The sequence below is a fragment of the Catenovulum sp. SX2 genome (assembly GCF_052056295.1).
In the GTDB taxonomy this organism is placed as follows: Bacteria; Pseudomonadota; Gammaproteobacteria; order Enterobacterales; family Alteromonadaceae; genus Catenovulum.
Genome location: NZ_CP182493.1, coordinates 862,834 through 884,620 on the forward strand (window position 1 = coordinate 862,834; position 21,787 = coordinate 884,620).

Here is a 21,787-nt window from a genome sequence, read left to right on the forward strand (position 1 = left end):
TCTTGTAACTTTTAAATTAACATCAGCTTAGACCTGCGTGTTACACACAGGTCAAGGATTTTTGTTTAACCAAAGTATAAGCAGCTGGCAATACCAATAAGGCTAGAATAACTGCGCTAGTCATGCCACCAACCATAGGGGCGGCAATGCGGCTCATCACCTCAGAGCCTGTACCAGTTCCATATAAAATAGGAATTAAACCAATAACGATTGTAGCAACTGTCATCATGACTGGACGAACTCGCAAACCTGCGCCTTGCATAACAGCTTGTTGAAATTGCTCGGCGGATATAGAGGTTGAATCTTGTTTTAACTGTGCAACAGCTTGATTTAAGTAAACAAGCATAATTACGCCGATTTCGACCGCCACCCCACCAAGTGCGATAAAACCAACGCCAACGGCGACAGAAAAGTTAAAACCTTCTAAATACAGTAGCCACAAACCGCCTATCATAGCCATAGGTAAAGTGCCTATTATCAACAATACATCTGTGACATTTCTAAAATTGAGATATAACAAAACTATGATAATGCCTAGAGTAAGCGGCAATACATAACTGAGTTTTTGCTGCGCACGCTGCATATACTCGTATTGGCCAGCCCAAGTTATCGAATAACCAGCTGGTAATTTAAGTTGCTCGGCCAATACTTGCTGCGCATGGCTAACATAACTGCCGATATCTATGTTTTCGATATCAATAAATGTCCAGCCATTGATGCGCGCGTTTTCGCTTTTAATCCCGGGTGGGCCATCTTCAATTTTAATATCCGCAATATCAGATAAAAGCAGTTGTTTGCCTTGCTCAGTCACAATTGGCATATTCGCCAGTTGGTAAGGGGAATCACGATAATCCTGCGGTAAACGCAAATTAATTGGATAACGTTCTTGCCCTTCTACACTGTAGCTTAAGTTCATCCCGCCAATTGCACTTGCAACAATTTGCTGCACATCTTGAATATTTAACCCATAACGCGCTGCATCTTGGCGGCGAATATCCAATTTTAAATATCGGCCACCCGCTACTCGCTCAGAATATACAGATGCAGTGCCTGCAACAGGTTTTAGAATTTGCTCTATTTGCTGGCCAATTTGTTGTATTTGTTCAAGCTCAGGTCCGGCAACTTTAATCCCAACAGGGGTTTTAATACCCGTGGCCAACATATCTATACGAGTTTTAATTGGCATCACCCAAGCATTAGTTAAACCCGGTAATTTAACCACTTGATCAAGCTCTTTTATCAATTTATCCGTGGTAATTCCTGCTCGCCATTCGCTACGAGGTTTAAGCTGAATAAAGGTTTCGATCATAGTCAGTGGTGCAGGATCAGTTGCGGTTTCCGCCCGCCCAATTTTGCCAAATACGTTTTGCACTTCAGGAATGGTGCGAATAAGCTTGTCTGTTTGTTGTAAAACTTGCCTTGCTTTACCAATAGATATACCCGGATAAGTGGTTGGCATATACATTAAATCACCTTCATCTAAAGGCGGCATAAACTCACTGCCAATTTTATTGATGGGATAAAAGCCAAGCACAGTCACCACCAGCGCCAACAGCACAGTAGTTTTAGGATAAGTCACCACTTGTTTTAACACCGGCATATAGATGGCGATAAGCAATCGATTTAGTGGATTTTTCTTCTCAGGTAATATTTTACCGCGAACAAAATAACCCATTAATACAGGTATAAGGGTGATTGCCAAACCAGCGGCGGCGGCCATTGCATAGGTTTTGGTATAAGCTAATGGCGCAAATAACCTGCCTTCTTGTGCTTCTAAAATAAACACTGGCAGAAAACTTACCGTGATTATTAATAAACTAAAAAAGAGTGCGGGCCCGACTTCACTGGCTGATTGCGCAACAATTTGCCAGCGGTTGTGCTCTGTTAGCGGCGTTTTTTCCATATGTTTGTGCATATTTTCAATCATAACGATTGCGCCATCTGTCATAGCACCAATAGCAATCGCAATACCACCTAGCGACATGATATTGGCGTTAATACCCTGAAAATACATAATGATAAAAGCCACTAATATGCCCAAAGGCAAACTGATCACAGCAACAATGGACGAGCGCAAATGAAATAAAAATACCGCACAGATAATGGCAACCACAGCCAGCTCTTCCATCAGTTTGTGCCATAAATTATCCACTGCATTATTGATAAGTTGCGACCTGTCGTACACAGGTACAACCTCAACGCCAGCGGGTAAACTTTTTTCTAATCCGGTGAGTTTGGCTTTTACCCCTTCAATGGTTTTTTGTGCATTTTCACCAAAACGCATTACCACAACACCACCAACCACTTCACCTTCACCATTTAGCTCGGCAATACCGCGGCGCATTTGTGGGCCAAACTGCACATTGGCCACATCTGCAATGGTTAACTGTCGGCCATCGCTGTTTATGCCTAATGGAATAGCCTTTAAATCATCAATTGATTGAATGTAACCTGTGGTGGTGACCATATATTCGGCTTCAGCCATTTCAATAACTGAAGCACCTATTTCACCATTGCCACGTTTTATCGCCATTTGCACATGCTGTAGCGGAATACCATAATTGGCGAGTTTGATTGGGTCTACTTCTACTTGATACTGTTTAACCATACCACCAATTGGCGCAACTTCGGCAACGCCAGCAACCGTTTGTAATTCGTATTTTAAGAACCAATCTTGAATTGAACGCAGCTCAGCTAAATCGTGTTGACCAGTTTTATCTTGAAGGGCATATAAATAAATCCAACCAACACCTGTGGCATCAGGCCCTAGTTGCGCTTTGGCACTATCAGGTAAATTGGGCGCAACTTGGCTTAAATATTCCAGTACTCGGCTACGCGCCCAATATAAATCAGTGTTGTCATCAAAAATGATGTATACGTACGAATCACCAAAAAATGAATAACCCCTAACTGTTTTTGCTCCAGGCACGGCTAAAAATGCCGAGGTTAACGGAAAGGTTATTTGGTCTTGCACTACTTGTGGCGACTGCCCTGGATAACTGGTTTTAACTATTACCTGTACGTCGGATAAATCGGGAATAGCATCAACTGGGGTATTTTTTAACGATAATATCCCAGCACCAATAATGATAAAGGTACACAACAGCACTAAAAATCTATTGTGTACTGACCAATGGATAATTGCGCTAATCATTAATGGCCTCCATGCTGCATAACATCCATTTGCATTATGCTGGTAATAATAAAATCATCGTGAATGTCAAAGGTAAAATGCACTGACATACCAGCGTTAAATTGGCTCAAATCTATGCTATCAGCTGCAATAAAATCAATAGTTGCTGGCGGTCTGTTCCATTTTTCAATTGCACCACGACTGATATTTAATATTCGGCTTTGAGCATCTATTGAATTTATCACACCCATAACTGTTGCCGATTGTACTGCTTGTTGGACTGCTTCCTGTTCAGCTGGCATAGTGTAAGCCGTATGATCGATTTCGTTAGGTTGCATACGTAAAAAATCAGAGCTTTTGCTAGATTCAGAATCCAATAAAAACTGTGCAGAAGTAACAACCTTATCGCCTGCCATTACACCAGATAAAACTTCAACAAACTGATTTGATTGATGGCCTAACTCAACTTCGACTGACTTAAACAGACCTTTGGCCAACTCAAGCACAACACGATTTTGTTTACCGGTTTGAATGACAGCTTGTAAAGGCAACAAAATTTGTGTTTGTTCTCTCCTGATTTGAGCTTCAACCTTGCCATACATGCCAGCTTTTAATTGATGCTTAGCATTATCCAAAACAATACGCGCGCGAACTAAACGCGTTTTTTCATCAACTTGTGGGTAAATATAATCAACAACTCCACTAAATTGCTGCTGTGGCAGTGCATCGGCAACAAAGTTAATGGCAAGATTGCTTTTAACTAATGGACTCTGTTTCGCTGAAAATTGCGCTTCTACCCAAACTTTATCTAAGGTTGCTATGCTCATAATTGTGGTACCCGGCTGTACATAAAAACCTTCGCGAATTGGCAGTTGATTAACCACACCTGTTTGTGGCGCACTAAAGGTAATATAAGCTTGCACAGTTTGAGTGTTATTCAGTTTTTCAATGAGTTCTTTTGGCAATTGCAACGCAAGCAAACGCTCTCTTGCCGCTTTAATTAATGGGTTTTGACCACGTTTAAGCGCGATTAAATACTCTTCTTGAGCGTTTACCAATTGTGGAGAATATAAAGTGTAAAGTGGCTGGCCTTTTTCAACTGGTTCACCTTGTGCTTTAACATAAAGTTTATCTAACCAACCTTCTACTCTGGGGTGCACATGCACAATTGAATTTTGGTCATATTCCACCACAGCGGATGCAGTAATGGGTAAAGTTAAAACATCCAAGTTAGCTTGGGTGGTTTTAACCGCTAAATTATTCACTACTTCGGGCGAGATACTCACAACCCCTTCGCCAAATTGGTTGTTGGCGTTTTCTTCATATACTGGGACTAAATCCATCCCCATAGGTGATTTACCCGGTTTGTCACGGCGATAATTTGCATCCATAGGTGCAACCCAATACAAAGGCTTTTTCTCAGTGCTTGTTTCAGCACTTGAGGTTTGAACCATATCTGAATGTGACTCAGATGTAGTTTGCATAACAATAGAAGCAAGCAAAAATGCAGCAAGCCCACCTAAAGTGAGGCCAAATAAAAACGGTCGAGAAAAGATGCTAGCCATTAGTTAGCCTCCTGAATTGATAATACTGGGAAGAAATAATTAAGCTGGACAATTTGTTGCAGCTTTTGGGTGTGTAATTGCAAGCTTTGGATATGCGTATTGAGTTCGCCAATACGAGCGCGCACTACTTCAGCAAAGTCACCATCATCATTTGTATATGCGGTAATGGCGGCTTGTGCTTGCTGTTTGCTTTGGTCTAGTAAGGTGTCTTGATAGAGCTGATGGCGCTGCTGTAATAGCAAATAAGATTCAGCTGCTGCTAATGCTTGTCCATACATAGTTTGTAACAAGAATTGCTTATCGGTTTTTACCGCTTCAGCTTTAGCTATGGCGGCTTTGTTGTTTTGATCTTGTTTATTGCTAGCAAAAATTGGCCAATCAAAACTCACGCCCACTGAAACAAAGTCCGATCTATCCATTTGTGCACCATCGGCACGGTAAGCATAACTCGCATTCACCATCCACTGCGGTTTATACGCTTGTTCGCTTAATTGCACATCCAATGCGCGGCTTTTAAATTGATTATCCAATAGTTGTACTTGCGGATGCTGCATCAATTTTTTAATCACCAACATTTGCTGAAAACGCCAATTTGTACTGATGTCAGGTTGGTTCAACACAATTTCAGCAACAGTAGTGTTGAGCTGATAGCTAAAAATATCTGGCAGCCATTGGGCTAATTGCGCCTGAATATTTTGTTGTTTTTGTTGCTGCAATAATCGTTTTTCATGCAACTGCGATAACTCTAGCTCAGCGCGAATAATATCTTGTTGACGGGTTTGCCCTATTGCACTGGCATAACGCGCTTTGGCTAATTCAACCATTTGTTCAAACAATACTTGGTCTTGATTAATGCGCTGCTCAATTTGTTGTGCAAGTTTGTATTCAAGCCAAAGTAAACTGATTTGCTGGGTGAGTTGCAATTGGCGGAGCTGGCGTTGAATGGGGTGCTGTGCAACAACATTTTGCCACTGCTGTTGCTGAATGTGTTGTGAGTCGCCACGTGGCAACATTTGGCTAACGCCAAACTTAACTTGAGTCATGCCCTCTTGATTAAGCGACAAACTATCAATTGGTACATTGGCTAAAGCTAGCGAAAAATTTGGGTCAGCCCAATTATCCACCGCAATACTTTGTGCGTTAGCGGCCTGTTCTGATAATTGATTACTTTTAAGCCATAAGTCTTGTTGAACGGCTTTTTTAATTAAAGCGTCTAATGACAATTTATGTTGATGAATAGAAGTGAGGCTGTTTTTTGGCTCAGCTGCTAATTTTGCTTGCGAGTTAGCAGAATCACCGTCAATTTGATTCGCGTAAGCCACTGATACAAAGGTAAAACCTAATAAAAACAGTAGATGAACTGGATAAATAAATAACTTGTTAACCATTTGAAAAATCACATATTTAAATGACACACAGCGCAAAACATCAATGATGCTTGGCAGTTAAAGCAAATTTTGGATAGATCTATCCTAGGTTAAGCAAAAATGGGTGGGCGATATAAATTTGCGGAGGGTTGTGAAATAAAAGGTTCGAAAGATTTAGAAATTTTGTTTGGTGTGGCTGCGACATGGTCAATTGCCAACTCAGTTAAAATGATGCCTGCGTTATGACAAATCTGGTGCGGACATTGGCATTCAGCTTTAGCCGTTTTACAGCAGTCATGCGCACTGCTATCCGCAGCTTGATGGCTATCTTTCATCATCTGCATATCATGCTCAGCATGCATCGCGTGGTCGTGGCCATTATGTTCTGAAGTTTGATGTTTAGCTGCGGGTTTATCTATGGTTACAGTTGGCGACATATGCATTTGGCAGTTTTGCATATCAACAGCTGCAACTTGGCCTACCAACATAGTTAGTAAAGCAAAACAAGCAAGCAGTTTTGATTTTAAATTAGCCAATCGCATAACAAATTAATATTCGCCTTTCGTCCAAACTAATTAGAGTTTAGCGCCAATTGCTCTGCATTTAAAGCAGCTAACTGACTTTTAAGCTGTTTTGCTGCCATAGCATATCCACCTTGAGTGGTATCTAAAAAGTGCACATGATCATGGTTGTAATCATTGACCATACAAGTAATTAGCGCGCTTGGCGCTGCATGTATACCATAAACTAACAAACCGCTTTGCTGCAGTTGTTTAAGTTGATTTTGCAAAGCATTGCGCTGCTCAGCATTGCCAGAAATGACCATGCGTAACATATCATCAAATTTTTGAAAATCAGTATTGTCGACCAATCTTTGTTTGTATACGCCCCAATCCGTTGCATCGGTTTTAACTTTATTTTTCATTAAATAATTACCAACATGGCGTAGCAGCTTTAACTTGGCTAAGTATTTGTATTTTTCTAATTGGCCAACAAAACCACCACGAATTTTCGCTTCGTTCTGCAAGTCAGCAAAGTTTGATGACAATGACATTTGTTCAGGGGTAATTGGGTGATAAGCCAGCTCGTCACCATAACAGCCGTTAATCGCCATTAATACAATTTGATAAATCTGATCCGACGAGAATTGTGCGTCTGGCAAAGCATGCACTAATAAAGCAACATGCTCTTTTGAACGACTGGGTATTTCATTCCAACGGCATTCAAAACCTTCAAATAACGAATGTTCTGCTCCATTCTCCGCCTGCTCCAAACTCAACAAATAAGGAGAATCCGCTTGTTTAATTAAGCTGTCAGCCAACGACAAACCGTTACCATCAAACATGGCTTGGGCAAAATGTGATTTAGGTTTAAATTTAGCAACTCGAATATCTTTGCCTTTAGCACGAATATCGGCAACCGGTACTATGCCTGTGCGAATTTGCAAAGAAAATTGCTCTTTAGCCAGACGAACTGTGGCATGCAAAGCTTGTTTAACTTTGGCTAAAACTGACGAGGGTACACAAACACTGGCGCCGTCTCCGCCAAAAACATAGGGTACTTTAAGTGGTTTAATACTATTCATAATAGCAACAATAGAGGCCACACCAAGCGCATTTACTTGACGGTATTTACCTTGTTCAATTGCGGCAGTTGAGTTAATGACATCGGTAATAACAATAAACCAATCATCTGGTATGGTTTGATAATGATTCGCTTCGGCAAATTCATTAAACAGAATAAATTCAGGAAGGTTTTGGTAGAACAAATCATTTTGCATGGATAGATCCATTGAAACCACGGCATGTTTGCACCATACAGAATAAGACCCGCATGGTGCAAGAAAATAAGCTTAATCCAAGAAGTATTTTTATTGAACGTCCGCCCGCACATCAATCGACTGATTGCGATTGCGATATTGAATTTGAATAACCGCAGTAAGATCAGCGTTTAAATACAGATTAATTACATCTGCGTCATCATCAGCCCCATAACTTAGCTGCACTCTAGGTTCATCTTGGATAAAAGTTCGATCTGAAATATTTTGGATATCATCTTCAGTAAAAGCAACGCCAGTATCAAAATCAACACTTAGGTCAGTGCCTATTGTGACAGTGCCTCGTGAATGTGTGCCTGAACTAGCAACCACGTTGAAGGTTCCAGCATATTTGATCACTAAATCTGCATTTGGTAAGTCTGATCCCGGTTCAACATAATGAGTGAACTGGCCTAAAAACACCCCAGCCGAACTTGATACATTAATTTCATGGATACCCGTTGCGGTTAGACTCACGGCATAGTTGAAACCGTTTTGCTCGTCCATCCACACATATTCGCTGCCAACCATAGCTACATCATCTAATTGCAACTCATCACCATTTGATGCATCTGGATCAGTATCAATAAACAAAGTACCTGAACTAGAAAAAGTGAAATCAGCAAGTTGATCTAAATTGTATGGCGCGCCTGAGTTAGCATGAGTAAATTGCATATTTGCAACCACATCCATTAACTCAGTTGGTAAAGTAACAACAGGATCACCACCTGTGCCATCATCCATATCATCATCGTCATCTGAAGATATATCTAATTTACAAGCAGAGAGTAAAACTACAGAAGAAAGTAACAGTATTTGAGTGTATTTATACATTTCCTAGCCCTTTGTTAAACCTGAATTCGGATTTGTAAGAATGTACAACTCATTCATTCTTTGAGTTACATCCAAGCTAGTGAGATTTGCTGAAACCTCACATCCACAACTAGCTTGGGTATATCTATCGAGTTTGGCTCACTGATGTTGTTTTTGCCAGTTTGCATAGTCAATTTTTATTAACTTTTCTGGCCAATAGCCATACCAGGTATAGCCAGTCCGTCTATCTCTTCCGACCTGTTGAAGTTTATAAACTTTATTGCCTTCACGACCTGCCATAAAAGGCTGTTGAGTTTGTAAGTCATAAAATCTAGCCCAAATTGGTGGCGCAGTATCATCTTCAACTTCAAATAAATCGTAAGTAGATGTGAAGTATTTAAAACGCACAGGCTCAGTTTCAACTTTTTTAATGCGCAAATTGTCTATTTTATGCTGTTCAAACCAAACCACCGCAGCTGCAACTGCCTGAATGACCTCTTGGCTTGGCTTAGGCTCAGCCATTAAATATTCGACAACAGCTACACTTTCCCAAGTTAACAAACCGGCTAATTCGTAGCTACGCGCCCCAACCGGTTGTAGGGTGTCTTTGTGATACTGGCCTGCCCAAATAGTTTTTTGGCCATTAATTTCAACTTGTAAATCGAGCAATAATTTATGCCCTTTTTGCCAAGCTGCGGCAGTTTTTTTGTATACGTCATCGCTAAAAAATATAAACGGTGAGGTTTTGTTGGCGATATCACGCAGTAAATTTAAAGTGCCTGGCATCACTTCGTCGGCAAAAGTAATGTGCTCATAATATTTACCCTTGCGTGGCGGCGAATGAGCAAAACCGCCGTTGTTGTATTGCGCCGCTAAAATGTAATTAAGCCCAGCTATCGCTGCAGTTTTATATCCTTCATCTTGGGTAATTAAATAAGCATATGCCAAATAACGAATTTGTGGATAGGTATTGCGGTTATCCAAACTAGAATCTAGCGCGTCTTTTTCCGCTAATATGCTCAATTTTTCTTCTTCTGTTAGTTTTAGCAGGATATTTTTATTGGTCGGCCAGCCGCCATTATTGCGCTGATACAGCAAAATATTATTAGCGATGCCAACAATGTCATTCTCATCTAACAACTGCTCTGGCTTGTCTGGATTTTGGTCTCGCCAATGTTTAATGATGTCATAAAATTCAGCTAAAGATATCCTAGGTTTAACAGGCATATTACTAACACTGTTTTGCTCGACAGAACATGCGCTTATCGCAAAAACCAAAGCTAAAACTGGCAATAAATAGTTCATTTTCATCCTTCTGTTAATTTTATCGCTTGAGTTAATTGAATTAAATTCAAGCCGAATTAATAGCCACCGGTAGCATTATTACAAATATACCTTAGCAGGCAAAGTTTTAGCATTGGATGTTATGGCCAAACCCCTTACAATAAAACGCAAAGTTATTTAATGAAGGACTTCGTTTTGCCAAACAATTCTACTTGGAATGCTCAATTTGTTTATTCAACCGCTTGTAAACTGGCAGATATTGCAGTGGCAGAGCAGCAAAAGCTGACCACTGAAATAAAACCGGACAACTCAATTGTCACTCAGGCTGACAAGCTTGTTGAAGATACCGCAATTGCCGCGTTAGCCAACCCAGCTAACAATACTTATGTTATTGGCGAAGAAACAATTAAAGAATTAACCCAAGCTGAATTAAACCAAGCACTAACTGGCAACTGTTATATTATTGACCCAATTGACGGTACTGTACCTTATGCGTCACTAACCCCTTTGTGGGGCATATCCATAGGATTTGCGCAGAATGGTGAATTAACCGATGGTTGTATTGTGTTACCAGGCACGTTTGAAGCAATCATTAGTTATCAAGGCAAAGTTTTATATGGCAAAGGTATTGGTGCTTTACCTAAGTTTGAGCAACTTGTAGAGCTATCGCCTGAACTGAAAAACAATTGTAATCATCCATCACGTGTTTTAGTGATTAACCAATTAATTGCTAAAACTAAACAAGTTGAAGGATTAAACCGAGGTGTAACCACCTACTACAGCATTGTATTTCCGTATGTGTATTTGGCGCAAGGCCGTATGGCTGGTATTTGTGCAGGGTTAAATATTTGGGATGCGGCAGCTGGTAGTGCAATTTTACGCAAATTAGGTTTTCACCAAAGTTTTACTGATGGCACACCGCTGACATTTAACATAGAACAAGATTACGATTTTTCTATGTTTAAACAAGGGCAAGCGCGCTCAAGGCAAATGATGATAGTGTCGAAAGACCAGCAATTTAGTGAAGACTTGGTTGCGTGCATTAAATAACCAGCTTAAAACAATGCGATTACAAACCATGTAATCGCATCAGCAGTATGGCGAAAATGGACTTCACCATAGAATCATCATTGTTTTCAAATTGAATACCGAACCAAGTTTTATCCTGCATACGCGCGTTTTTTATCACACCATATAGCTGAAAGTCTGATTCAAAATCATCATTAACGCCAAAATCTATATTTACCCGCTCACCAATTAGCTCAGCTATATTAGTTTTATTTAATACCGCTTCTTGTGCTTCGGTCAGGTTAAACTCACATTTTAAACCCGTTAGTGAAAAATCACTGACCATAGTTAAAAATTCAAAGTCTTTATTTAGCAGCCTAACCCCAGCCATAGCTTCTACTTGTAATCTTGGTTTTGACCTAAGCTGTTGACTATTTGTTTGATTTGGAAAAGCAACTAACAATAACGGCTCACGCAATTTTGACACACCAAGCGAAGGTGCTTTAAAGGATAAGGCGTGCAAAACTTCTTTTGCGACCATAGTGCGAATGGTCAAATGTGTACCCGGCACTAAACCAAATTTATGGTTAACTAAACTTCTGGTATCCGGAAAACGTAAAATTAAGTATTCCTTGTCAATCAGGCCAACATACAACATTTGCACTGTTTGCTTTTTGTGTCCATTGTCCAAATAGGTCACACTAATAGGCGTACCAGGTTTCAGCTCCAACAACAAACTCAATCTAGTTTCTCCAGTATAACTGCTTATTAGCTAATTAAGGCATAGTCCAATTAAATGAGCAAGATATTTCAATAAGTTAGCTAAAGCTCTAGTTTTTAAGCACATGAGCGAATAGTATTGAGCCAATCACTCTAATAAGGTTAAACATATGCGAATCGCCGCGGTCATACTGGCAGCAGGACAATCAAGTAGATTTAATGGCTGCAAACAGCTTGCGAAAATTAATGGGCGCACTTTATTAGAGATAAGCATAAATACCCTAAAGGGCACTGATATTGACGATTGTTTTGTGATAACCGGCCGCTGGCATCAACAAATTAGGGAATTTATCACGCTAAATAATTGCCACGTACGATTGTTGTTTAATCCAAACTGGCAAGCTGGTATTGGCAATTCAATCGCATTAGCAGTTAGTGAACTCGCTCAAGATTACGATGCGGTTTTAATTACACTCGCCGACCAAGTGGCAATTACGCAGCAAGACTATCAACAACTGTTGGATGAATTCACCTTACAGCAACAGGATATCGTCTGTGCAAACTACCAACAAACACGAGGAGTTCCGGCTGTTTTCAGTAAAAACACTTTTGCACAACTAACTAAGTTGGATGGTGATAAAGGTGCGAAAAAATTACTCTACAGCAGCGAATTTAGCATAATCGATTGCCCACTCGAAAGTGCAGCAATCGATATCGACACACAACAGCAGCTTGATAATTTCACCAAGGGCCTGTGATAACTAAGGTTTTTGCCGGCGAATACACATTAACAAACAAGGTGCGACCATCTGGCGAAAAACAGGTGCCAGCCAGTTCAGTTTGTTCGTGCAAACGTGCAAAATCGTAAACTTTCCCCTGCGGCGTCACACCGCGTAAATGGTTATCAACAATATCTGTATATTGATCTTCACACACCAATAAATGTCCGTTTGGCATAACAGTTAAATTATCACCAAAGTTGTAGGCTGATTTATCGTAACTTTCAAAAAATAATTGGATTCGTCCAGGTGATTGTTGCTCTTCGGCCATACCTTCTACCACAGAAGGTTGATAACGCATAATTTGGCCAAATTGTTTTTCACCACCATTAGTACAACAGAAATATAACTCGCCATTACCCCAATGAATGCCCTCTCCTCGTGCAAACAAAGCCGCGCCTTTTTGATAACCTTGTTTGCGCAAATCGTCTTCTGGGCTTTCAGGATTTTCTATTTTAATCCACTCAGCTTCATACCACTGTCCAACTGACATAGTTGCTTTTGACCAGTTACGTGTATCAAACTGTTTATGCTTTTTAATCACCAAAGCCTCTAAACTACCACCTTTGCTTAATTGACCATAAACATTTGGCACAAAGCGATAAAACAGGCTATCACCGCGATCTTCTGTTAAATAAACAATCCCTGTTTTAGGGTCGACTGCTGCGGCTTCGTGATTAAACCGTCCCATTTGTTTTAATGGCACAGGATCAATTAAACCAGTCGCATTGGCTGGCACTTCGAAGATATAACCATGATCTTGATTGACACCAGAACCACTGCGCTCAACCGATTCTTCGCAAGTTAACCAAGTGCCCCATGGCGTTATACCACCCGCACAATTTCGAATGGTGCCCACTAAAGTTAAAAACTCTTGCTCTTTTTGTTGAGTTTGTAAGTTGTAAATAATGGTACTGGTGCCACCTGGCAGAGCTACACCATTGTTTAACTGATCATATGCTTTAGGGGTTTTGTGCGTTTGAATTGATTTAGGTTGGCGCTCTAAATGTTTTGGCTGCAACTCGTGATTACGCACAAGTGCAACTCTGTTATTAGCTATCGGAATACAACCCATGCCGTCTGCTCTGTCTGGTACGGCAAAATTATCACTCATCATATCACCTAATTGTGATATCACTTTGTAACTAAAACCTGCGGGTAAATCGAGCAACTTTTTCGGATCGGCTTTTAAAGGACCATAAACTGTCTCAATACTCTCTAGCGCTAAAGCCTTTTTGCCCAAAGAACTTGCGGCTAATCCCGAAAAAGCCATAGAGGCTAAGCCTAAACTAAACTGTCTTCTTGTTATCATACTGCTAGTACCTAATAACTGTTTGCGCCAATCTTATGTCAAACAGATGACTTTTTTATGACTAATTGTCCGCATATTCAGCACAAATTTGCTGCACTTGCGGCAAAACCTGCATAAACGCATCAATTAGATTTGGGTCAAACTGACGGCCCTTTTGGCTGAGCAAAAATTCTATTGCTGCATCTACTGGCCAAGCATCTTTGTATGGACGTTTAGAAGTTAACGCATCAAACACATCCGCAATAGCAGAAATGCGTGCGGCGACAGGAATATCCTCACCTTTTAGCCCTTGCGGATAACCGCTGCCATCCCACTTCTCATGGTGAGCGTAAGCAATCTCTTTGGCCATAATTAATAAATCACTAGAGTCAGAGTCTAACAAACTCGCGCCAATATCCGCATGTGTTTGCATAATTTTCCATTCTTCATTCCCTAGCTTGCCAGGCTTCAACAATACAGAATCGGGAATGCCAATTTTACCTATGTCGTGCATAGGGCTAGCATTTAATAACAGATCACATGCTTGGCTATCCCAGCCGATTTGTTTAGCAATTAAAGCCGCAATTTGACTCATTCGAATAATATGATTGCCAGTTTCTTGATCTCTATACTCGGCGGCTTGTCCTAATTTACGTACAATTTGCAATCGAGACTCATGCAGCTCTTGTGTTTTTAGCCTAACCATCTCTTCCAAAACGGCTTTTTGTCCATAAAGAATCTTTTTACCCAAATGAGCCTCAATTAAATTTCGAACCCGCATCAATAATTCGGAGCGATCAAACGGTTTGCTGATAAAATCACGAGCGCCATTAGCCAAGGCTCTAATTTCAAATTCTAAAGTATGTTGGGCGGTTAAAATAATGATTGGCGGCAATAATGGATCTTGCAGCGCACAAAGTTGCTCCATAACTTGGTAACCGTCTAAGTGAGGCATATTGATATCAAGCAAAACTAAATCCGGCCGCTGCCGCTGATAACTTGCCAACACTTCACGCGGGTCCGATATCAGGTCCACATTGTTGTAACCCGCACCTCGGAGAATCTTGTAAATTAATTTTAAATTTGTTGGGTCATCATCTACCGCAAGAATTATCTCATCTTCAATTTTGTAATCGTTCATAGCTAACTTTTTGTTTAGTTTCCTTAACATGGTTTACTAGGGCTAATAGCTCCTTAACATCAATTGGTTTGGTCAGATATCGATAAAAGCCTGCGCTTTTACCTTTTTCAATATCTTGAGTCATTGCATTTGCCGTTAAAGCCACAACTGGGATCTGCGAAACTCGGCTGTCTTGTTGCAGTATTTGATTAACTTGATAACCATCCATTTTCGGCAAATTAATATCAAGCAAAATCAAGTCGGGTTGCATTGCATAAATCATCTCAATACCGTTTTCTGGCGTGTTTGAGGTGATTAATTTGATAGCCATTTGATTTTTAAATATCTGCTCAACAAGCTTTAAATTGGCGGGGTTGTCTTCAATATAAACAACAACAAAGTCTTTTTTGTTAGGCAACGGGATCTGTATCGCTTGCGCTTTAGTTGAATCATTAGCAGCTTGGTTGTGCGGTTGGTCTGATTTATTTTTATCTAACAATAACTGAACGGTAAAACGGCTACCTAAATCTTCGACACTATCGACCAAAATATCGCCTTTCATCAACTCAACCAATTTTTGGGTGATAGTTAAACCAATCCCTGTCCCTTCAATACCTGAGTTTTCCGCATCTAAACGACTAAAAGGTTTGAATAGCTCAGACATCTGAGCTTCTGGAATGCCGATGCCCGTATCTATCACTGACATCAACACTGAGTTATTTTTGCACTCTAGCAATACATGTATTTTCCCAGCGGGCTTGTTGAATTTAATCGCGTTTGAAAGCAAGTTTAAAATAACTTGTTTTAAGCGGATAAAATCCGCTTTAACGTATAATTTGGGTAACAAACTGGTGACGATTTTAATTTGACGCTCGTCAGCTTGAGCAGCAACTAAATTGACACAATCACAAATTAACGCACTCAGGTCGACAGCTTCAATAGACAAACTCATTTTGCCAGCTTCAACTTTGGCTAGATCCAACACCTCGTTTATCAACTTAAGTAGATGTTTGCCAGCTTTTAGTACCTCTTGAACATTTTCTTGTTGTTCTGAATTTAATTGATCTTGCTCAAGCAATTGACTAAAGCCCAATATGGCGTTTAGTGGTGTGCGCAGTTCATGTGACATCACAGACAAAAATTCTGATTTTGCTTTATTGGCTTTTTCCGCTTCGTCACGTGCTAATTGCAGCTTTTGTTGCACTTCAATCAAAGCTGTGATGTCTTGCACTGTGCCCGACATAAAAGCAATATCACCTTTTTCATCAAGTTCTGCTTTAGCCAGTTCATGAACATGACGTATATTGCCATTTGGCAAAATAATCCGGTGTACAACGTTGTGATGGCCTGTTTTAGCGGCTTGTTCTTCGCTGGCAAATACCTTGTCTTGATCTTTCGGGTGTACTGCTTTGCGGAAAATTTCGACACTAGGCTGGAAAGACTGTGGTGTGTAACCAAAAATATTAAACACCTCGTCTGACCAATAAAGTTCGCCGGTGCGAATATCAGCATGCCAACTGCCTATATGTGCCAAAGCTTGGGCTTTATGTAGCTGAGTCTCTCGTTCTGCCAGTGCCAACTCCATGCGTTTGCGGTCATCAATGTCTTGTACAACTGCAACAATTTGGCTTGGGTTACCATTGGCATCACATTTAATGTCACCTTTCTCTAATAACCAGCGCACAGTGCCATTTGGCCAAATCACCCTATGCTCTAAATACAAAGCGCGACCTTTTTGGATGCAATTTTTAATGGTATCTGCAACGATAGACTTATCTTGTGGGTGGACATAACTAAGAAATTGTTGATAGGTCAGTTCTGTTGGCTGTGGGGTTAAACCTATTAATGCGGCGACCCTTTCAGTCCAGTGAAAATCTTGAGTTTGTGCATCTAGCTCCCAAGTGCCCAAATTGGCATACAGCTGCCCTCTCTGTAGTCGCTCTTTATGACTTTGCGATTGCTGTTCTGCCAACTTTCGTTCTTTCTCAGCACCGACACTCGCGGCAAATATTTGTAAGATACTTTTTTTAACACTAACGTCACGCAATACTCCCACCAAAGCTTGATCGTGCATTAAACCAAGGGTTCCAATAATTTTGCCTTCAGAACTAACAATAGGTACAGACAAGACACTTTGAATTGCATTGGCGTGTAACCATTCATCATCTGGATAAAGCTCGGTCGCGTTTTCAACACAAGTTTCACAAACACCTTCAGAAAACAACCTACTGGCTGGCTGCGCGTTTAAATGATTAAATTTTCCTTGTTTGTCGGCCAGAGCGATTAATTCAAATGCCTCATCTTGCGCTTTAGCACAAATAAAACCAAAACGAACATTACACGCAGTTATTAACCCCTCTACCACTCGAGTATCAAAAGATTTATCACTGGTGTTTAACGCGCTTTCAACCAAAGTTTGTAAGGCTATTTGCTGCTTTTTAACCGCTGTTATATCGGTTCTTATCGCAACATATTGATATGGTTTACCTTTATCGTCTAAAAATGGGGTGATGCTTGATTCAACCCAATAATAATCACCACTTTTAGCTTGGTTGCAAATTTCGCCTTTCCAAACTTTACCACCATCAATGGTTTGCCACATTTCCTTGTAAAAGGATTGAGGATGTTGGCCTGACTTTAATAACCTATGGTTTTTCCCGAGTAATTCCTCTCGATTGTAGCCGCTGATTTCACAAAACTTGTCGTTGACATAAACTATATTGCCTTTGCGATCTGTAATACTAACTATTGCATGCATATTTAAAGCAAAATGTTCGCGCTCGCGCTCATACAAAACTTGTTCAAGCTGTTTACGCTGAGCTTGGCTTTGCCTGACCCGTTTAGCTCTGGTTTTCACCGCTGAGATTAAGATTTCAGAATCAATAGGCTTAGTTATATAGTCGTCACCGCCTTGCATTAATGCCTGCAGTTGTACGGTTTTATCTGTTTCCCCAGAGATATAGAGAATGGGTAGTTGGTAATTGCCTTCGCGCGCGCGAATGATAGCTGCCAACTCTGGACCATTTGCATCCGGCATATTTACATCAAGAATCAACACGTCAGGTTTAACCTTGTCAAACTCTGTCAACAGGTGCAGCGGCTGTTGAATACTCACAACTTCAACGCCCGAATTGCGTAACACGCCTGCAATCACCTCTGAGTTAATTGGATCATCATCAACCAGCAAAACTCTGTAGGGATGTGATTTTCTTAACTCTAGGTGTAGAGCGAGATATTCAAGCGTACTTTTAACCGAAGCACTTTTGAGCAATATGCTATCAGTGCCAGCTCTGAGAGCATCTAACCTTAGCTGAATATCGTCAGAAGACGCGGTAAAAATAACAGTGTTCACCGAAGAGTTTTGAGTTGATGCCTGGCAGATTTCTGCACAGCAGGCAAAATCAGTTGTTAAGTGTATTGCGTCCAACAAGATATGCTCTGGTTGCTTGTCTACAACCGCCAATTGCGCAAGCAAAGCTTTAATATCGGCAAAATTTTGTACTTGATAACCAGCCACTGCCAATGTAACCATAAGGTTTTGATTAGCAATTATATCTTGGTCTAGAATAAATAAGTGACCAGCCTTTTTATGCCAAGTTAACCTGCGAATATCCGACTCATGCTCTAAGTTATCTAGCGGGTACTGCAGCAATTTATCTTTTTTCATTAATCAATTGGCCTATACTAAGCGCAACTTTGTCTATCGCAGTTTGAAATTCATGACCTGCATCTGCAAAACCATTGATGTCATTTTTTGCTATTTCTAAATATTGCAATAATTCATGCTCTTGCTCTTCAGTTAAGCCTAAGTGGAAAAAAGACTCTTCAATGTTTGATATCAACTGATCGAACGCCGCTGTTGTTTGTTGTTGATAATTATCAAACAAAGCTGCCATTTTGGATATTTCATCTACCGCAGTATTCTTCGCAGACACAGCCGCGTCAGAACTAGTACAACTTTCGTTAAAGTGATAGTTCATTAGTTCTATGCACGCATCACAGCTATCCAACATGAGAGCAAGATGATCTTTTAACCGACCAGTAAGCTCAGCATCGTCAAGCGGCATATCTTTGATAAAAAAGCAGCAGTGTTGACCATTAAATACGTAGCGATTGCCAATATGTAAGATTCTGTCGTGATGATGGTTGCTAAGTAGTTCGGCTAATTCTGATTCAATAGGGGTAATAGATACATTATCACTGCGAACTTGCACACAACCGGCGGCTAAATTTAATACAACAAAACTATGCAAGCCGAACTGGCTTAACGCACCAAAAGTGTGTTGTAAAAGCTCATCCGCCGTTTTAACTTTAGATAGCGCCGCCGCGTACTGCAATACAACACCAATCTCGCTATTGTTTTGCATCATCATCCATGCAAGGTTTTGTGCATTGCTCGCTTCTTCGCTTGCTTTAACCACCTTAATTCGTTCAAGCATTAATTCAATCACATAATTGAGTTCACCTAAATCGAAAGGTTTGGCTAAATACGCATCTCCTCCGCAGGCATATCCATTTAACCTATCTTGTAAACCACTACGAGCAGTTAGAAAAATGACTGGCACATGTTTAAAAGCATCTAGTTTCCGAATCTCTCTACACACTTGGTAACCATCAACTTCAGGCATATTGACATCAAGCAATACTAAGTCGGGTTGAACTTCGCACAAAGTTGCAACCGCATTAGCTGCGATTTCGCATGTAACAACTTGATAATTTGGAGATAAAAATTTTTTCAATAAGAGTAGATTTGGAATATTGTCATCTACACAAAATATTTTAATATCCGACACGGCTAAACCCGTTATTCTTTACCTTAGTAGCTTAGGTTTAGTAGCTGGATTATGTCTAGTCAACTTGACGTTTAAAAATTTAATCATATTTATCCAACAGCATATTGGTAAACTTGTTAGTTGGGTCGTATTTACGTTTTGCATTAAAGTACAAACGAGCAAACGGGTATGCTTGATAAAACTGTTTGGCGGTTGCATGCAATTGATACGGTAAATAATATCGGCCACCTTCACTTAATGCAGCATCAATCATTTCTCGGCTCCATTCACGCACAGCCTCTTTGCTTGTATCATCAGTACCTTGGCGATAATACACCACAAAAGCAAACACCTCTTGCGGAGACCAAGACAGGTATGACTCAGCATCAGCTTTCGCATGACGTACCGACACATTCAGTACATTAACCTGATGTTGAGTAAACACGGCGCGCATTTTATTGACAAAACCATCAAAATTATCGACCGGAATAAAGTACTCACGCAATGCAAAAGTGTTATGTTCACGCGATTTAGGCTCAAGTGCGCCGACATCTAAATTAGCTTGATAAGAGCGTTTTTGTACCGGATTAGCTGAATAAACAATCGGGTCAATGAGATGTTGGCGCGCCCATTTAAACGCATCGACGTCTGCGGCTAATTCAATCAATTTTGCTTGTAAGTTATGCTGTTGGATAAATGTGTCGATGGCTGTCTGGCCTGTTATTGCATCGTCCGTTTTTAACCAGTTAACCGCGCGCATGTCCATAAAATTGGGTGGATATAAATCGGCATTGTGCAGCACCACGTTCGGGTTATTTTTAATATTCTGATTAAAATATTCTAGATAATTTTGCGCAAATACCAGTTGATTTTGTCGCTGGATGTTTTGGTCGTCAACAATACGCAACGTCACTTCAGTAATAACCCCTAACCCACCATAACCACCAATTGCACTTTTGAATAACTCGGGTTCTAACTGCCTATTTACAAAACGAATACTACCGTCAGCCAACACAATTTTGAATGATTCAACTGAATGAATAATCGCACCTTCACCTATATAACGGCCATGAACATTAACCGATAACGAACCACCCACAGTAAAGTTAGCGTACGACTGCATTATTCTTACTGAGAAATTATCTTGTTGTAATATTTCGAGTAAACCTTGCCAACGCATGCCTGATTGTACGGTAACCAACTTAGCTTTTTTGTCTAAATAGATAAGCTGATTAAACTGCCGCATATCAATATGTAAACTATTGGGATATGCAGTTTGCCCACCTTGGCTGTATCTACCACCACCAATAGAAATAGGCCCAGAAGCGCTTTTAACCGCCTGAGTAATTTGCTCTATGTTGGTCGGCTGAATAACCTTTGCTACTTTAATTGGGTTTAACTGAGTAATATCGTTAACTATATTGCTGCTGGTTTGTTGCTGAGAAGTATTAATGTCGGGTTGATTGGTCGTTAAAAACGACCAATCATAAAGCAGGTATAACGCCAAGAGTAAAATTGGCATTAACAACAAAAATATTAACCAACTAATTATTTTTTTTATCATGCAGACACCGAATTAATAAACTCTTTAACCCTTTTCGGACTGGTTAGCCGAATAAAATTTATGTGGCTAAACTCAGGGTTATTCATTACTTGTAGATAACGTTGCCGATTCTTCTTATATGTTTGTAAAGTCCATAGCAGCACAGAATCTTTGCTAAAAAACGACTGTTTGAAAGTTTCTACGTTGCCTGTTCCCTGCCATAACTCCTGCCCTGAAAGGCAACGTTTTACTGCCCGAGTCACCGCTTGATAGATAGTTCGACTAAAAGAGTAGTCAACCCAAACAACCGTATCAACTTCAGCCCATTTCACTGGAACAGAACGATTATAATTGCCGTCTAAAACCCAATTTGGTTGTTGCAACCTTTGTGCTAATTTCGGAAAAAACTCCTCATCGCTCGGCTCTTGCCAGTTTGCCTTCCAATAAACTGCATCCATTTCAATATAAGGGTAATTAAGCTTTTGTGCCAATAATTTACTAACAGTCGATTTACCACTGCCACTTGTTCCAACCACATTTATTTTTTTCATTCCTTTCCAACCGCTAGCTAGTGTA

Annotated in this window: 16 protein-coding genes; 2 read left to right on the forward strand and 14 right to left on the reverse strand. The window is 40.3% G+C overall.

The window, feature by feature from the left end; translation table 11 throughout:
- Positions 1-40 precede the first annotated feature (40 nt).
- From ACMZOO_RS03670 to pelA, 7 genes are all read right to left on the reverse strand, one after another.
- On the reverse strand, positions 41-3,154 hold the full coding sequence (locus tag ACMZOO_RS03670) for an efflux RND transporter permease subunit (RefSeq protein ID WP_440905438.1): 3,114 nt from the start codon (positions 3,152-3,154) through the stop codon (positions 41-43).
- Positions 3,154-4,698: an efflux RND transporter periplasmic adaptor subunit gene (locus ACMZOO_RS03675; protein ID WP_440905439.1), complete on the reverse strand. Its 1,545-nt coding sequence runs from the start codon at positions 4,696-4,698 to the stop codon at positions 3,154-3,156. The genes ACMZOO_RS03670 and ACMZOO_RS03675 overlap by 1 nt, the downstream gene beginning before the upstream one ends.
- Positions 4,698-6,086 carry a TolC family protein gene (locus tag ACMZOO_RS03680; protein WP_440905440.1) on the reverse strand — a complete coding sequence of 463 codons (1,389 nt, stop codon included), beginning with the start codon at positions 6,084-6,086 and terminating at the stop codon, positions 4,698-4,700. The genes ACMZOO_RS03675 and ACMZOO_RS03680 overlap by 1 nt, the downstream gene beginning before the upstream one ends.
- 89 nt (positions 6,087-6,175) lie before the next feature.
- Positions 6,176-6,607, reverse strand: coding sequence for a hypothetical protein (locus ACMZOO_RS03685; RefSeq protein WP_440905441.1), 432 nt, complete (start codon positions 6,605-6,607; stop codon positions 6,176-6,178).
- A 29-nt stretch (positions 6,608-6,636) separates the two neighbouring features.
- Positions 6,637-7,845, reverse strand: coding sequence for a DUF3095 domain-containing protein (locus ACMZOO_RS03690; protein WP_440905442.1), 1,209 nt, complete (start codon positions 7,843-7,845; stop codon positions 6,637-6,639).
- A gap of 90 nt (positions 7,846-7,935) precedes the next feature.
- A complete protein-coding gene (locus tag ACMZOO_RS03695) occupies positions 7,936-8,715 on the reverse strand; it encodes a hypothetical protein (protein ID WP_440905443.1) in 780 nt (259 codons plus the stop codon).
- A gap of 138 nt (positions 8,716-8,853) precedes the next feature.
- Positions 8,854-9,999 carry a pectate lyase gene (gene pelA / locus ACMZOO_RS03700; RefSeq protein ID WP_440905444.1) on the reverse strand — a complete coding sequence of 382 codons (1,146 nt, stop codon included), beginning with the start codon at positions 9,997-9,999 and terminating at the stop codon, positions 8,854-8,856.
- A 159-nt stretch (positions 10,000-10,158) separates the two neighbouring features.
- Here pelA and ACMZOO_RS03705 point away from each other — a divergent pair, with 159 nt between their 5' ends.
- Positions 10,159-11,028, forward strand: coding sequence for an inositol monophosphatase family protein (locus tag ACMZOO_RS03705; RefSeq protein WP_440905445.1), 870 nt, complete (start codon positions 10,159-10,161; stop codon positions 11,026-11,028).
- Between the two features lie 19 nt (positions 11,029-11,047).
- On the opposite strand, the gene ACMZOO_RS03710 is transcribed toward ACMZOO_RS03705, so the two are convergent.
- Positions 11,048-11,728, reverse strand: coding sequence for a PilZ domain-containing protein (locus tag ACMZOO_RS03710; protein WP_440905446.1), 681 nt, complete (start codon positions 11,726-11,728; stop codon positions 11,048-11,050).
- Between the two features lie 148 nt (positions 11,729-11,876).
- On the opposite strand from ACMZOO_RS03710, the gene ACMZOO_RS03715 reads away from it, so the two are divergent.
- Positions 11,877-12,464: a nucleotidyltransferase family protein gene (locus ACMZOO_RS03715; RefSeq protein ID WP_440905447.1), complete on the forward strand. Its 588-nt coding sequence runs from the start codon at positions 11,877-11,879 to the stop codon at positions 12,462-12,464.
- On the opposite strand, the gene ACMZOO_RS03720 is transcribed toward ACMZOO_RS03715, so the two are convergent.
- The 6 genes from ACMZOO_RS03720 to ACMZOO_RS03745 all read right to left on the reverse strand — a co-directional run bounded on the left by ACMZOO_RS03720 (position 12,448) and on the right by ACMZOO_RS03745 (position 21,762).
- Positions 12,448-13,797 carry an alkaline phosphatase PhoX gene (locus tag ACMZOO_RS03720; protein WP_440905448.1) on the reverse strand — a complete coding sequence of 450 codons (1,350 nt, stop codon included), beginning with the start codon at positions 13,795-13,797 and terminating at the stop codon, positions 12,448-12,450. The two genes, ACMZOO_RS03715 and ACMZOO_RS03720, sit on opposite strands and share 17 nt — an antisense overlap.
- Positions 13,798-13,858: 61 nt before the next feature.
- Complete coding sequence (locus ACMZOO_RS03725; RefSeq protein ID WP_440905449.1) at positions 13,859-14,917, reverse strand: HD-GYP domain-containing protein; 1,059 nt, start codon at positions 14,915-14,917, stop codon at positions 13,859-13,861.
- Entirely contained in the window at positions 14,898-18,563 is a 3,666-nt protein-coding gene (locus tag ACMZOO_RS03730) for a PAS domain-containing protein (RefSeq protein ID WP_440905450.1), read from the reverse strand. Before ACMZOO_RS03730 ends, ACMZOO_RS03725 begins: the two co-directional genes overlap by 20 nt.
- Entirely contained in the window at positions 18,550-19,689 is a 1,140-nt protein-coding gene (locus tag ACMZOO_RS03735; protein ID WP_440905451.1) for a response regulator, read from the reverse strand. Before ACMZOO_RS03735 ends, ACMZOO_RS03730 begins: the two co-directional genes overlap by 14 nt.
- Before the next feature lie 79 nt (positions 19,690-19,768).
- Positions 19,769-21,232: an FAD-binding oxidoreductase gene (locus tag ACMZOO_RS03740; protein ID WP_440905452.1), complete on the reverse strand. Its 1,464-nt coding sequence runs from the start codon at positions 21,230-21,232 to the stop codon at positions 19,769-19,771.
- Positions 21,229-21,762, reverse strand: coding sequence for a (d)CMP kinase (locus ACMZOO_RS03745; RefSeq protein ID WP_440905453.1), 534 nt, complete (start codon positions 21,760-21,762; stop codon positions 21,229-21,231). Before ACMZOO_RS03745 ends, ACMZOO_RS03740 begins: the two co-directional genes overlap by 4 nt.
- Positions 21,763-21,787 lie beyond the last annotated feature (25 nt).

Coding starts and splice junctions, on each gene's coding strand:
- ACMZOO_RS03670 (WP_440905438.1), bottom strand. CDS start 3,154: ATGATTAGCGCAATTATCCATTGGTCAGTACACAATAGATTTTTAGTG.
- ACMZOO_RS03675 (WP_440905439.1), bottom strand. CDS start 4,698: ATGGCTAGCATCTTTTCTCGACCGTTTTTATTTGGCCTCACTTTAGGT.
- ACMZOO_RS03680 (WP_440905440.1), bottom strand. CDS start 6,086: ATGGTTAACAAGTTATTTATTTATCCAGTTCATCTACTGTTTTTATTA.
- ACMZOO_RS03685 (WP_440905441.1), bottom strand. CDS start 6,607: ATGCGATTGGCTAATTTAAAATCAAAACTGCTTGCTTGTTTTGCTTTA.
- ACMZOO_RS03690 (WP_440905442.1), bottom strand. CDS start 7,845: ATGCAAAATGATTTGTTCTACCAAAACCTTCCTGAATTTATTCTGTTT.
- ACMZOO_RS03695 (WP_440905443.1), bottom strand. CDS start 8,715: ATGTATAAATACACTCAAATACTGTTACTTTCTTCTGTAGTTTTACTC.
- pelA (WP_440905444.1), bottom strand. CDS start 9,999: ATGAACTATTTATTGCCAGTTTTAGCTTTGGTTTTTGCGATAAGCGCA.
- ACMZOO_RS03705 (WP_440905445.1), top strand. CDS start 10,159: ATGAAGGACTTCGTTTTGCCAAACAATTCTACTTGGAATGCTCAATTT.
- ACMZOO_RS03715 (WP_440905447.1), top strand. CDS start 11,877: ATGCGAATCGCCGCGGTCATACTGGCAGCAGGACAATCAAGTAGATTT.
- ACMZOO_RS03720 (WP_440905448.1), bottom strand. CDS start 13,797: ATGATAACAAGAAGACAGTTTAGTTTAGGCTTAGCCTCTATGGCTTTT.
- ACMZOO_RS03725 (WP_440905449.1), bottom strand. CDS start 14,917: ATGAACGATTACAAAATTGAAGATGAGATAATTCTTGCGGTAGATGAT.
- ACMZOO_RS03730 (WP_440905450.1), bottom strand. CDS start 18,563: ATGAAAAAAGATAAATTGCTGCAGTACCCGCTAGATAACTTAGAGCAT.
- ACMZOO_RS03740 (WP_440905452.1), bottom strand. CDS start 21,232: ATGATAAAAAAAATAATTAGTTGGTTAATATTTTTGTTGTTAATGCCA.
- ACMZOO_RS03745 (WP_440905453.1), bottom strand. CDS start 21,762: ATGAAAAAAATAAATGTGGTTGGAACAAGTGGCAGTGGTAAATCGACT.